The sequence below is a fragment of the Actinopolymorpha sp. B17G11 genome, from assembly GCF_040196095.1.
In the GTDB taxonomy this organism is placed as follows: Bacteria; Actinomycetota; Actinomycetes; order Propionibacteriales; family Actinopolymorphaceae; genus Thermasporomyces.
In genome coordinates this window covers 1-13,074 of sequence record NZ_JBEFTW010000027.1, presented here as the reverse complement: position 1 = coordinate 13,074, position 13,074 = coordinate 1, and the positions used below count along the sequence as shown (strand labels likewise).

Below are 13,074 nucleotides of genomic sequence, written 5' to 3'. Positions count from 1 at the left end.
GCGCGAGTCGCTCACGGACGAATGCGGATGATCGTCTGCCCGCTGATCCGCTCGGTCGGATTGAAGGCGGCGACGGCGTCGTCGAGGGTTGCGACGTTGCCGATGTTCGTCCGCAATCGCCGGTCCCGCACCCGGTGGACAATCTCACCCAGTTGGGCACGATCGGACGCAACTACAAAGTCGATCGCCAAGCCGTCCGCGGGCCGCGCCTCGGGCGGCCCGGCGATGGTCACCAGTGTTCCTCCAGCTCGGATCACGCCTGCGGACCGCTCCTGGATGTCGCTGCCAATGACGTCGAACAACAGATCGACGCCGCCGACGTCTTCCAGCGTGTCGTTCTCAAGGTCGACGAACTCCATCGCGCCGAAATCGAGCGCCTTCTGACGGTCGGCCGCGCGTCCGGTGCCGATGACGTAGGCACCAAACTCACGTGCCAGTTGCGTCACCATCGAACCGACTGAGCCAGCCGCGCCGTGCACGAGGACGCTCTGCCCCGCCTGAAGACGGCCGTGCTCGAACAGCCCTTGCCACGCAGTCAGACCTGGCATCGGCAGGCTCGCGCCCACCGTGAAGTCAACGTCGGCCGGCAGCGGCGCGAGGTTGCGTGCCTCGATCGCCACATACTCCGCCAGCCCGCCGCCGCGATACGAGTCCGTGAGGCCGAACACCCGCTGTCCCACCGACAGCCCTCTCGTGCCATAGCCGAGAGCGGTGACCACTCCGGCCAGCTCTTGCCCGGGAGTCGACGGTGTTCGGTCACGGCCAAGGCGATCAGTCCACGTCGACGGCCACGTCAGCTCACCCGAGGTGAACCCCGACGCATGAACCTGAACGACGACGTCGTTTGTCGCCGGTTCCGGCTCGGGCCGATCTACCAGTGTCATCCCGGCCGTTCCCGCTGCCTCATCTGTCACAACAATCGCCTTCATCCGGCACCCCCCGTATCTAGTTCCTGGCTTGCACGACACTTTCGTTCCGCCAGTATTAGCGGTGTCGGAGCGCGGCGTCTTACCCCGCAGATCGACCACATTGAGGCGCGCTACAGCGCCACTCTCTGCCCATCGACCGTACACCGCTGATGGCGCATTCGACGCATGCGAGAGCCCCCGTAACGAGGGGTCCTTGACCGTTGCCCCCCGTTCCCCGATAGATGCCGCCCTGCACACCACAGACGTCCGTCAGGGGTGCGGCGCAGCCGTATCACGCAGCAATGCCCCGTAGTTAAGGCGACCGCGGGAAGGTCAATACATGGTTGGTCACCCTTGGTCGAAGGTTGCGCGACGATGAAATGTACACGGAACTCCGATAGATCATGGGATTGTCAAGATTACCTTGTTTCACAGGAGTCCGTCGCATGTCCGAGGTTCCCACCGTCCCTGTCTCGCGGTTCATCACGGTCGTCGCGGACGTCTTCGCGCCGGGCCATCTGGGCGAGTTGACTTCGTACCTGCCGTTCGAAGCGGTCGATGACGTCCTGGAGCAGACCAAAACTGTGCAGCGCAGACTGCGTTCGCCGAGGGGCTACTTCCCGATCTGTCTCAAATTCCATGAAGAGGTCAGCACGTAGAGATGTGCGTTGGGCGACTTCGACAACTTCTTGTAACTACTAAGTCTTGACGTGTCGGTGGATGTTCTGCAGGAGAAGGCCTTCTCTTCTCCTGCAGGTTCGGTTTCGACCGAGAAATCCGGCTCCACAAGAATCGCGGTTTTGAGTGGACCTTTCGTTGTCGCTGCTGCTGTTACCACATCCGAGGAATGTCATCGCTACTGATGTCCCGCTCACATCCGTGGTGGTGGTGTCTGCGCGGACCCGCAGCACCCTCTTTGTCAGACTGAGGAGAGACACCGGGAGTCAGTCCTCGGCTACCTGATCGAGGGCGGGATCGGAGATCCTTGTGCACGTGTCCACCCCATCTGATGACCGGTCCGTTCCTTCGACCTCGGGGCCGACCCGGGGCCACGCCCCTTCCGGCGGGTGTTCAGCCGGGAGTACAAGTTGGCGATCGTCGCAGAATACGAGAACGCTCCTAACGGTCAGAAGGGCGCGATCCTGCGCCGGGAGGGCCTGTCTTCGTCCCTCGCGACGCTCGCTTCTAGAGTGCCTCGTCAGGAAACGTTGGCGCTGTAATGGTGTCGGCTTGTGCTGGGGGTGGCTGGTGCTGGGAGGCTGTGGCTGGGGGGTAAGTCATGGCACGGGCGCCTGAGGTGTGTTGTCCGGGACTTGGAGCCGGCCGAGGCTCAGCAGCTGGTGCAGATCACGCGGCGGGTCGTAACGCGCTGGCGAGGTGTTCTGGGAACCGGGTGGGAGACGGTCATCCAGTGTCAGGACGGCGACACCGCGATGGTTCGGCAATCGGTCCGATATCGCAGCTATTACATGCTTCGTCCTCAGCCCTCACCCTGGCACCGGGATGGGGCGATCGGCAACCAGCTGAGGCATACGTCTCCGTACGGAGGGTTTGCCGGGAAGCCGCCTGGGAAAGGGCACCGTGACGCTTCAGGGCGTACGGCGGTCGAATTGTGATCACGGGTCCGGCTCATCCCAACTACATGCGCGCAAGAGATGCAGGAAACACCCCATGAAGATCGTGTTGTTCGGTGCCACAGGCATGGTAGGCAGCGCTATCGCGGCCGAGGCCGTGCGCCGTGGCCACGAGGTCGTGGCTGTCTCCCGCTCCGGACGCGCCCCCGTGGACAGCCCACTCCTGACCGCAGTGGCGGCCGAGGCCGGGTCGGCCGAAAGAGTTGCCGAACTGGTCAAGGGCGCCGACGTGGTGGCCTCGGCGCTGGTGCCGCCGCGTGATGGCTCCGATCCGCGCGCCCCGTTCGTCGCCCTGTACCACGCTTTGCTCGTCGGTGTGCGCGCCAGCGGTGTGCGCCGTGTCGTCATCGTTGGCGGTGCTGGCTCACTCCGAGTGGCGCCGGACACGGTTCTGTTGGACACGCCCGGTTTCCCGGCCGCAGTCAAGCCTGAGGCCCAGGCCCACGCCGATCTGCTCGCCGGACTGCGCAAGGTCGACGACCTCGACTGGACCTACATCTGCCCGGCCGCGAGCATCGCCCCCGGCGAACGCACCGGAAACTTCCGCGTCGGCGGTGACGCCCTGCTGACCGACGGCGAAGGCAACAGCCACATCAGTACCGAGGACTACGCCGTCGCGTTCATCGGCGAGATCGAGAGGGCTGAGCATCCGAGGTCCCGTATCAGCGTCGCCTACTGACCGGAGCCGATCGAGAGGCACAACCCGCCCGTGCGGCTTCTCCAACGCCAGCATCACCGGCTGCGACGACGCATGCGCGATCACACTCGCCATCCGTGACCTCCCCCGTGAGATCGCCCGCACCGTCAATCCGCGGGCCCTGCACTTCTTCATGGCCGTGCCTGCGGGGGCTACCTCGTAAACGGTGATTCGGCGATCTCCTGACATGGGAGCCAAGCATGCATGTGGCCGTTTGCCGGCGCATCCGGGAACATCGCTCCCTCGCCGTTGCCGCCCTGCACCGCCACGGGCACGACCCTGTTCCGATTAGCCGGTCGCACGGCGTTGACTTATTGACCGGTCGAGGGCTGGACGAGGCTTTAGCCGGCGTCGATGTTGCTGTCGATGCGATCAGCTCGCCGCCCGCTTACGTGAGGCCGCAACGACATACTTTGCCACCGCCGCGCAAATCTACTGGAAGCCGATCAGCAAACGGATTTCGGCACCACGTGTTGCTCTCGATCGTCCAAGAACATCGCATCCAGTAAATTCCCGACTATTCCGGCAAGCGGGCGCAGGAGCGCCTGGTACCTGCCGGACAGGTGCCGTGGACCATCGTGACCGACTCGACCCCATCTTGCGCACCCGCAACGGCCCAGCCTGTGCGCGGTGTGCGCTTCAGGAGGCCAGCCTCGAACATGAAAGCGATGAGAGCGCAGTCGGTGGTGCACGTCATACGGTGGTTCTCCTCCTGGGCAAGGCGGGCAGCAAACTCAGTCCGGTCAAGCACTCGAACTTCGATGGGGCTCAACGTGGTGACGCCCTCCCCACCTGAAAGCAGGGGATTCCAACCCGCTTCGCTTACGCGCCGGTGGGTTGAGGGTCACGGTTCGTAGGCCCGGTCCGTGCAGTCACGATGCTGCCGCTCGGCAAATGTTACCGACCTGGCGATCGGCCGGGGTTGTACAGGTGGGGTTGATCGTCACCTCCGGTGGTCGGATATGGACGGTGGGACGAGGATGGCGCGATGACGGCGAGCTCTTGCTGGCCGTGTTGACAGCGCTGAACGCCGTTGCTGGCTTGAACGCCGTTCACGGGATGTACGTCGCTCGGAACGTCGTCGATGTGGGTGTGGCGGGCGCGCCAGCTGGCTGCTCGGCAGCGGGGTGAGCAGAACCTCTTGTGCAGGCGTGCATTGAACAGCAGCGGGGCTGGACCAGAGGAGCTAATCTTCTTGTATGCCTCTTGTTTCAAACCTGGTAGAGAAGGATCTGTTGGAGGTCGTGCCGCCGTTTGTCGCGCAGGGTTCCTCCGCGATGGTCCGACTCCTTGAGCTACCTCCGGGAGATCCAGGTATCGCTCCTCACCGTCACTCCGGTCCCGTTTTCGGCTACATGCTCGAAGGGGAGATGTTGTTCGAGCTCGAGGGTGAGGCGCCTTATCCGGTCAAGGCCGGAGAAGCTTTCTGGGAACCGGGCGGCGCTGTCATCCACTACACGATCTCGAACCTGCTTGCAGATAGGACGAGCCGGCTCGTCGTGGTGATGCTGTGCGCTCCTGGAGTCGAGATGATCACATTCGTCGATGACGAAGAGCTTGCGGCCAAGGCGAGCAAGCGGATTCCCGCGCCGACGCGGTAGTCGTCGGATCCTCCGGTCCACACGATCCCCGACCCAGGAGTCTTCGACGTACGCCGGCGCATCGGCAGTGTCGTCCACGAACGTGGCCCGAAACTGCCGGCCGTCCTCGCCGGTCTGACGGGTACGCCTGGCAGGGTCGGCCAGCGACGACGTGGTGACGAGTGAGACCACCCCTCCCCAGACCACCTCGCCGAGGCTCGCGCCTTGACACAAGATGACTGGCAGCCGAGGTAGCGGGTTATCGGTGCCGCCCACGGACCCGTCTACCTCGACGAGCTTGGCCGACCGAGCCCAGATCCTGCGGCGTGAGGGAAACCGCGACTCTGACGACGACGAGACCTAACTGCGCAAGAGTGTTTAGGTCGGACCGCCTGTGGGGATCAGGTTTGATGCCTCTCACGCGGTTCCGGCCCAACCGAAGAGAGCCCCGGCCCTCGCGTGTCTGACGGCGCGAGGGCCGGGCCTTGTTTGTAGAAGCCGGCACTACCAGCCGGGTGCTCTGGTCCTGAGTCCGCACCCCCAGGACCCGCCCGCCCTACTGCGGCCCCGCGGCTGCTCGACGCCGGTGTGGGGCCGCTGTTGGGAGGAGACCTGGGCGCTGACCTACAACGGCCCGCAACGACACCGATACCGATGGTGCCAACGCACCTCAGGACCACCAGCTCGACATGAGTGAAGCTTCACCCGGCGTTCCGGCGAGAGTGCGCACGGAGTCCGCGGTACGCAAGGGCACCCCTTGCGTACGCGGCGGCGGCGAGCTCGCGGCCGATGCCGATGGCGGCGGTGAGTTCGGGTGCGATCTGGTTCACCAGCCCGGTGATCTGGGTGTGGCGCAGCTGGTCGCGTAGTTCGGCGGCGGCTTCGACGATGCGGTTGTGCAACGCCTGGAGCCCGGCGCGGCGGGACTTGACCGCTGAGCCGCGGGTGGCGCGTAGTACCGGGAGGGCTTCGACCATGCCGGCCACCGACGTCGGCGTGTGGGTGCGTTGCCCGGTCAACGCGGCGCGAGCTGCGGTAGCCCGGGAGCACCCGGCGAGGCACTCCATAGCCGGACTGTGGAGCGGAGGAAGCACTCGCATGCTCGTTGCCCTGATCGTCACCTCAGCATGCCGACCCGCTACCAGAGCCATGGCTGCGGCCTCGAATGCCGCGGCGGCGTCACAGGGGTACGCGCAGGAACACACAGCCGCGCAAGTCGAGCCACGCGCTTTCGGGGCCGCGGACCAGCCGCAGCACCACCCCGTCGCATCCCGGGCAGCGGCCAACCAGGCCGGGCGCATGCGTGTACACGTGCAGGGTCGCCACCGGGCCGGTTCGGCCGCAGCCGGCGCAGCGGCTGGTGGCCGCGGTGACATCCACCGCAAAGACCTCCCGCAGCGGGCCGGCGAGCGCGTTGCCATCCACGTACTGATCGGTCATCTCAACCTCACTGTGTCTCCCGGTTCGCTGGGGCGTCTGCCGGTTAGTTTGGGCCGAAGCGTTCGGTCCTGACCCGCCGCGGGTCGTGGCCGAGCGCGACGAGGATGTCGGCGACCGTCTCGACGAAGCCGGTCGACCCACAGACAAAGCACGCCGGTGCGAAGTCGGCCGGCCAGCCGGCGGTGTTGACGTCGGCGACGCCGATCCGGCGCGGCGGCACGGGCCAGCTGTCCGGGGCGGCGCGCGTATAGGCGTACGTCACGTCGAGGCCGCCGTCGTCGCGGGCGAGGCGGCGCAGCTCGTCGGCGTAGTAGACGTCGGCCGGCGTCCGCACAGAGTAGAGCAGACGGAAGGGGGTGCGGCTACCCGCCGCCCGCCGGGCCCGGACCATCGCCATCAGCGGCACGATGCCGGAGCCGCCGCCGACCAGCAGCACCGGGTCGGTGGCATCCGGGCGCCACACGAACCAGCCGCCGACCGGTCCGCGCACCTCCACCGGGTCGCCGATCGTGAAGACGTCGACGAGGTACGGCGACACCTCGCCGCCGGGCACGCTCTGGACGGTCAGCTCGACCCGGTCGCCGTCGGCGGGCGCGGCGATCGAGTAGCTGCGCTGGGCCGAGTAGCCGTCCTCGGCGGTCAGCCTGACGTCGACGTGTTGTCCCGGCAAGTGTCGGGGCCAGCCGGGCACGTCGAGGACCAGCGTGCGGGCCGTCGCGGTCTCCCGCTGGGCCTCGACCAGCCGACCCACCCGCCAGGTCAGTCGCCCTGATACCGCTGCTCGCGCCACGGGTCACCGTAGTCGTGGTAGCCGGCGCTCTCCCAGAACCCGGGCTCGTCGTCGAGCCGCAGCTGGATGCCGCGGACCCACTTGGCCGACTTCCAGAAGTACAGGTGCGGAAGGAGCAGCCGGGCCGGCCCGCCGTGCTCCGGTGCGAGGTCGTCGCCGTCGTACTTGTAAGCGATCCATGCCTGACCGTCGAGGAGGTCTTCGAGCGGCAGGTTGGTGGTGTAGCCGCCGTAGGAGTGGACGAGCGCGAAGTCGGCGGCGGTCTCCACATCGGACAGCAGCACGTCCAGCGACACGCCCTCCCATGTGGTGTCCAGCTTGGACCACTTCGTGACGCAGTGGATGTCGACCGTCGGCTCCTCGCTAGGCAGGTCCATCAGATCGGCCCATGACCAACGGTGCTTCTGCCCAGACTCCGTCGTGACGACGAACTCCCATTGATCCGGCAAGACCCGCGGTGTCGGGCCCGCCGAGAGCACCGGGAAGTCCTCGGTCAGGTACTGGCCGGGCGGTAGCTGCGGCCCGGACGAGCGCGGCCGGCCATGGAAACCGGGAGACTTGATCCCCACCGGAACAGTCTTCCCGGTACGGCTCCCCCAAACACCTCATCGAGATGAGGGACCAGTGACAGACCTGGATCCGGCCACCAAGACCTTCGGCCAGCTCGAACGACCTGACCCGCAACCAGGCTCGGCTCGGGTCGGGTCGGGTCGTCGCACGCTACGAACGAGCTGTCGTCGTCGACATCGACATCGGCGCCGACCGCTCCCACCCTGACCGGTGGCGCTTGTGCCCTCCCGGAACGAGTGGGACACAAGAAGAACGGGAGAGGTAGGGCGGATACTGCCGACTGGGCACCTGATCGCACACACGTCCTTACAGACGAGGCCTTCGGCTCTGGCCAGCTCAACTACCCGACAGGCGGCGTCTTGGCCAGTGAGGCCCTTTGCCTGGGCCACCCCGAGACGATCAATCGAACAACTCTCGGAATTCCTCCCGCCATGACGGGTACTCCAGGGTCAGCCCCAACTCAGAGTTGGCCTTGGCGTTGCTGGCCGCGCCGTGGTCAGGGTTGTCGCAGTGGACGGCACCTCTGGGTGATCGAGGCGACGATCGCCTCTGTGTCAAGCTCAGGTAAGGCGAGATCAGATCCTGACCTCTGTCTTGAGGGCGAGCGAGGAGTGAGGTCATCCTGCTGAGTTCGAACGATCAGCCGATGCCTGTGCAGCGTAGGGGCCTCCCGATGTCGTCGCAAACAAAAGACGATCGTGGCAGGAGCGGAGAACCGTCCGGGTTCCGTTGCACCATGGGGGCCTGGGACGCCGACGGGACCCGAACAGTCACGCGGGCGGCATTCTGCGCGGGTGACAGCCGGCCGCCCCTTGGGTACTTCGGCTCCTGGCCCTCTCAATCCCTGCCGTTGGCGCTCACGTCTGCGGCGCGCTCCCCGGCCGCGCCGACAGAGCCGGCTCTGTGATCCCCAGACGGCACAGCTCGGTACGAGCCTGCGCCTCGTGTCGGCCAGCCTGGAGATCCCGCCAGGGATGGGCGGATACAGCTCCGAAAACGAAGTACGGAAGGTTCGACGCTGCCCGATGATCGAGGATCTCACGGACAAGCACGTCGGTGCGAAAGCGTGTGAGGTCCCGCCGAACCACGCCGGTCTCCCGTATGGCTACCAACCGGCCGGTAGCTCACCACATCCGGGATCGACGGATGAGAGCAACTGATACTCCAAGCAGAACGCTCAAATGCTCGAGACTGGACCGAGCCTGCTCCGCCCTCGGCGCCGTCCCTGCCGGACGACGGTAGCTCTCCGGCGGCCGTGTGTAGGGGGCGGCCCAGCAGGGGGAGCAGCTTGTTGTGGCTCCGCATGATTACACCGATGCGCTCGCTCCATCGAATGAGATCTCGGCCATGGTTGGGCTGGTTCGGGCGTGCTTGCGCGAACGGCTGGATCGGTGGCTGGATCAAGACCACGACCGTGGCGAGAATGACCCATTACGAGCGGCGGAGCAACGCAAGCGCGGCCGCGGGGAAGATCAGCGTGGACAGCAGACCGGCCCCGACCAGCGCCGCCGCGTTGACCGGCGACAGTAGATCCTGCACCACCCCGATCTCTGCCGCGACGACGATCAGTGGAAGCGAGGTGGCCTGCAACAGGCCTGCCGCGATCGAGGCCCGCGTGCCAACGGCCCGAACGTAGAGTGCGGCCGGTACACCGTGGACGATCAGCAGTGCGAGCAGGAACGCGGGCACTCGCAGTAGCGCCGAGGGGCTGGCGACTAGTCCACGCAGGTCCAGTTGCAACCCGCTGGTGATGAAGAAGACCGGGACCAGGAACCCGTAGCCAATTGCCTCGAGCTTCGCCCGGAATCTCGGGTGGGTGGTGGTGTCATGATCGACGATGCCGACTATGACGCCGGCAACGAACGCGCCGAGAATGGTCTCCAGGCCGAACCTCTGGGCCAGCACCACGAAACCGATCAGCAGCGCCACCGCCGCCCGGACGCGGAGCTCGGCAGTGGTGTCCTGCAAGCGCCGGAGCACGCCGCCGAGCCGCATCGAACGGCCGGCAAGGGACACCGCGACACCGACGGCCGCGACCAGGGCTGCGAACACGACCAGCATGACGATCCGCTCGCCGATGCTTCCGCCCGACGTGGAGAACAGTAGGGACAGCAGCAGCACGCCGCCGAACTCTGCCACCGAGGCCGCGGCGAGCACCCTCAGGCCGGTTGCACCCTCCGCCTCCCCGGCATCGGTGAGCACCGGAACGACCAGGCCCAGCGAGGTCGCCGACAGCGTGACCGCGAGCAGTAGCGGGCTGCGCACCCAGTCCAGTGCGTCGAACAGCAACCCGGCAAGGACACTGAGCACCAACGTCAAGCCATAGCCAGCCAGCACCGCGCGCAACAGATGGCCTCGCATGCGGCGTACGTCGATCTCGAGGCCGGCCAGAAATAGCAGAAACGCCAGCCCAAGTAGGGCCAGAATCTCGAGCGGGCTGTCCACCCTAATCAGCTTCAGCCCGGCAGGGCCCAGCACGACACCCGCCGCGATCGCCACGACAACTGATGGAATACCCGAGCGGGGGAAGAACCCCAGGACGGTCGGCGCGCACAGGGCGATCAGCGAGACAAAGAACAGGTTCGCGAACGACACCTCGGGCACGCCCGCCCCCTCCCTCGGGCTAAGCACCCACCACCCGACGCCTGTCGTACGCCATACCGCGCCTTAAGCGGCGCCGCCCCAAGGCCCCAGCGCCGGGCATAGCTTCTACGCGGTTCTCCGCGAGCTCCAAATCGTGCTCGCGCTCTTAGCCGACACCTGCCCTACCTGCCAACAACCCGGTCACCATCGAATCACTCACACCGACCTGACAACGTCTTACTACACGGCCTCACCGCGGGTGGGGCACTGCGACCTTTTGGGGTTTGGCGTGCTGTAGTGCGATCCGTTGGAAGACCTCGGCCTGCGTTGGGTAGCAGTGCACCGTGTTGGCCAGCGCCTCTAGTGGCAGCTGGTTTGTGATCGCCAGCGTTAGTTCGCTGATCATCTCACCGGCGTGTGCCGCCACAAGCGTCGCTCCTACGATCTCGCCGCTGCCGCTGCGGGTGTAGATCGCCCCGAACCCCTCCTCCTCGCCGTCGATGAACGCCCGCTCCACCTTGGCCAGCTCGAGCCGGTAAGCGTCGATCTCGACACCTTCGTCGCGGGCTCGGCGCGGGGTCAGGCCCACCTCGGCCACCTCGGGATCGGTGTAGGTGCAGTGGGGAATGACAAGCTCCCGGGCCGGGCGACGCGCTCCATCCAGCGTGTTCGCAATAGACAGCCGCGCTGTCGCCATGGCCGCGTGGGTGAACTTCTGTGGGAAGGCCGCATCGCCAACGGCATAGATGTTGGCGTTGCCGGAGCACAGGTACTCGTCCACCTCCACGCCATACCTGGCGACGTGCACGCCTGCCGCGCCCAGGTCCAGGTGTTCCACGTTCGGCTTGCGACCGGCGGCGAGCAGCAGCGCATCATAAGCCAGCTCGCGCGTCCCGTCGGGGCCTTGCACCAGCAAACTGCCGTCGCCTGCCCGTACTGCCGTGAACCCCAGATGGAGCCTTAACCCTTCCTGCTCGAACCGGCGACCGATCAGCTCACCGACCTCCGGCTCATCCCTGGGCAGCAGGGTCCTGGGACGGCTGACCAAATCCACCTCGCTGCCGAGACGGCGGAAAGCCTGGGCCAACTCGCATCCCAGCGGACCGCCGCCGATGACGACCAGCCTGGCCGGCAGCTCGGTCAGGGAGAAGACGGTCTCGTTGGTCAGGTACTCACCCGTCCGCAGTCCCTCGATGGGCGGCACCACGGGATCCGATCCGGTGGCGATCACAGCCTTCTGAAATCGCAGCGGCCGGCCATCGACCTCCACGGCATTCGGCGCGGTGAAGCGCGTGTGCCCAAGGTAGACCTCCACCCCCGCCTGCTCGGCCACCTCGACCGCATCGCCTGAGCTGCTCATGGAACGTATCCTGCGGACCCGCTCCATGACCGACCCGAAATCAACTCGAGGTGGGGTGTCAAGCCGAAAGCCAAACTCTCCCCCGCGACCCGCATCGTGCACCGCGCGTGCACAGCGAATCAGCGCCTTGCTCGGCGTACAGCCAAAGTTGACACAGGTACCGCCAGTCAGTCGCTGCTCCGTCATCGCGACACGGAGCCCGCCTGCGGCAGCAGTCGTGGCGGCGATGAGCCCGCCCGGTCCGCCACCGAGCACCACCAGGTCATAGTCACCACCTTCCCGATTGACCCAGTCAGGCGGGTGACCCTGACGGATCGTCCGCTGGTTATGAACGTCATCGGGGTACAACTCGACAGTCGCCATTACGCATCCTCCGTGGACTGGCCTTCCATCCTTAGGCAGATCCTCGCCGCGCAGCCGGTGCGGCCCGTTGCCACAGACCCTTCACCACGCCAGCAGTCGGTATCGCCATACCCATCCCCGCCGATCCACACGCCGCACAGCCAAGCCCGCGGGCACGCCAAGGACGACGGCCGCTGACAAAGCCCAGGCACATGTTCCGTCGAGCCCCACCTCCTCCCCCACCCGCCGCCCACCAGGGCAGGAGGGCGCCCCGCCGTATCAGGATCACTCCAGGCTCGGCCGCCCAGGATCACCCGTTGGTCCTCGGATGGGGGGACGTCCGTGCTGGCCCAGGCCAGGGAGCTGACCGAGGAGACCTGGCTGGAAACTCGCCCAGATCGAAACGCAGATCGCCTACTGGAGGTGGGAGTTGGACGGAGCGGTACGCCGAGAGGTGGACTATCTCCTCACCGTCACCGACAACGACCGGCTGCGCGACATCGTCGCCAAGGCCGTACGGATGCGGCTCACTGAACGGCTCCGGCTCGAGCCAGTCGGGCCTTCGCACACCGACGATCTCGTCCGCCTCCACGACGACGACACGGTGCCGTTCTGGTACGCCGGCCGATGGAGCACCGACGAGCTTCGCCGCAACGCGACCCACATGGGCACGGCGTGGGAGGCGGACGGTGTGTTCAAGTAGATGGCGTACGACCGGTCTGGTGGCCGGCTTGTTGGTCTGGGCGGGCTGGACGGTCGGGGTGGCCTGTCCCGGATGGCCGCCGACGCCGAGGTGGCGCACCGAATCGGCGAGACGCTGGGCGACCGGGGTCATGCATGGGCCCGGCACCGGCTCGAACTCGGCTGGGCGATCCTCTCCTCGGCGTCGGGACGCGGGCTGGCGACGGAGCTGGGCCAGGCTGGCGTACGCCTTCGACACGGTCGGCTCGAGCGAGGTCGTCGCGTTTACCGAACGCCACAACACTCGCTCGCGTGCGGTGATGGAGCGACTGGGAATGACCTACGTAGGCCGTCTACCAGCTGGTGGGGTGCGTCGAGCCGGCAGGCGCTCAGCAGGACGTGGCCCACGATCACGTCGTCGACGGTGGCGACGTAGGACAGCGGACCGATCGGAGCCTCGGCAGCCCGTAGCGCCTCGACGAGCCGGGG

The 13,074-nt window shown here is 66.4% G+C and carries 11 protein-coding genes and 1 pseudogene; 5 read left to right on the top strand and 7 right to left on the bottom strand.

Annotated elements, in window-relative coordinates:
- Positions 1-11: 11 nt before the first annotated feature.
- Complete coding sequence (locus ABN028_RS24120) at positions 12-884, bottom strand: NADP-dependent oxidoreductase (protein ID WP_349698267.1); 873 nt, start codon at positions 882-884, stop codon at positions 12-14.
- A gap of 470 nt (positions 885-1,354) precedes the next feature.
- Between ABN028_RS24120 and ABN028_RS24115 the strand changes: the two are divergent.
- From ABN028_RS24115 to ABN028_RS24105, 3 genes and pseudogenes are all read left to right on the top strand, one after another.
- A pseudogene (locus ABN028_RS24115) lies at positions 1,355-1,510 on the top strand (transposase domain-containing protein); the annotation flags it as partial.
- Between the two features lie 1,069 nt (positions 1,511-2,579).
- Positions 2,580-3,221, top strand: coding sequence for an NAD(P)-dependent oxidoreductase (locus ABN028_RS24110; RefSeq protein WP_349332366.1), 642 nt, complete (start codon positions 2,580-2,582; stop codon positions 3,219-3,221).
- 1,217 nt (positions 3,222-4,438) lie between these two features.
- On the top strand, positions 4,439-4,840 hold the full coding sequence (locus ABN028_RS24105; RefSeq protein WP_349698193.1) for a cupin domain-containing protein: 402 nt from the start codon (positions 4,439-4,441) through the stop codon (positions 4,838-4,840).
- 680 nt (positions 4,841-5,520) lie between these two features.
- On the opposite strand, the gene ABN028_RS24100 is transcribed toward ABN028_RS24105, so the two are convergent.
- From ABN028_RS24100 to ABN028_RS24075, 6 genes are all read right to left on the bottom strand, one after another.
- Entirely contained in the window at positions 5,521-5,886 is a 366-nt protein-coding gene (locus tag ABN028_RS24100; RefSeq protein WP_349698192.1) for a hypothetical protein, read from the bottom strand.
- A 112-nt stretch (positions 5,887-5,998) separates the two neighbouring features.
- Positions 5,999-6,259 carry a DUF6510 family protein gene (locus tag ABN028_RS24095; protein WP_349698191.1) on the bottom strand — a complete coding sequence of 87 codons (261 nt, stop codon included), beginning with the start codon at positions 6,257-6,259 and terminating at the stop codon, positions 5,999-6,001.
- A gap of 43 nt (positions 6,260-6,302) precedes the next feature.
- Positions 6,303-7,049 (bottom strand): ferredoxin reductase, encoded by a 747-nt coding sequence (locus tag ABN028_RS24090; protein ID WP_349698190.1) that lies wholly within the window; start codon positions 7,047-7,049, stop codon positions 6,303-6,305.
- Entirely contained in the window at positions 7,019-7,618 is a 600-nt protein-coding gene (locus ABN028_RS24085) for a sulfite oxidase-like oxidoreductase (protein WP_349698189.1), read from the bottom strand. Before ABN028_RS24085 ends, ABN028_RS24090 begins: the two co-directional genes overlap by 31 nt.
- A 1,432-nt stretch (positions 7,619-9,050) precedes the next feature.
- Positions 9,051-10,214 (bottom strand): cation:proton antiporter, encoded by a 1,164-nt coding sequence (locus ABN028_RS24080; protein WP_349698266.1) that lies wholly within the window; start codon positions 10,212-10,214, stop codon positions 9,051-9,053.
- 238 nt (positions 10,215-10,452) lie between these two features.
- Complete coding sequence (locus ABN028_RS24075; protein WP_349698188.1) at positions 10,453-11,925, bottom strand: FAD-dependent oxidoreductase; 1,473 nt, start codon at positions 11,923-11,925, stop codon at positions 10,453-10,455.
- Between the two features lie 409 nt (positions 11,926-12,334).
- Here ABN028_RS24075 and ABN028_RS24070 point away from each other — a divergent pair, with 409 nt between their 5' ends.
- Together ABN028_RS24070 and ABN028_RS24065 are read left to right on the top strand one after the other, a co-directional pair.
- Positions 12,335-12,607: a GNAT family N-acetyltransferase gene (locus ABN028_RS24070; RefSeq protein WP_349698187.1), complete on the top strand. Its 273-nt coding sequence runs from the start codon at positions 12,335-12,337 to the stop codon at positions 12,605-12,607.
- A gap of 130 nt (positions 12,608-12,737) precedes the next feature.
- A partial coding sequence (locus ABN028_RS24065) for a GNAT family N-acetyltransferase (protein WP_349698265.1) occupies positions 12,738-13,074 on the top strand: 337 nt, incomplete at its 3' end.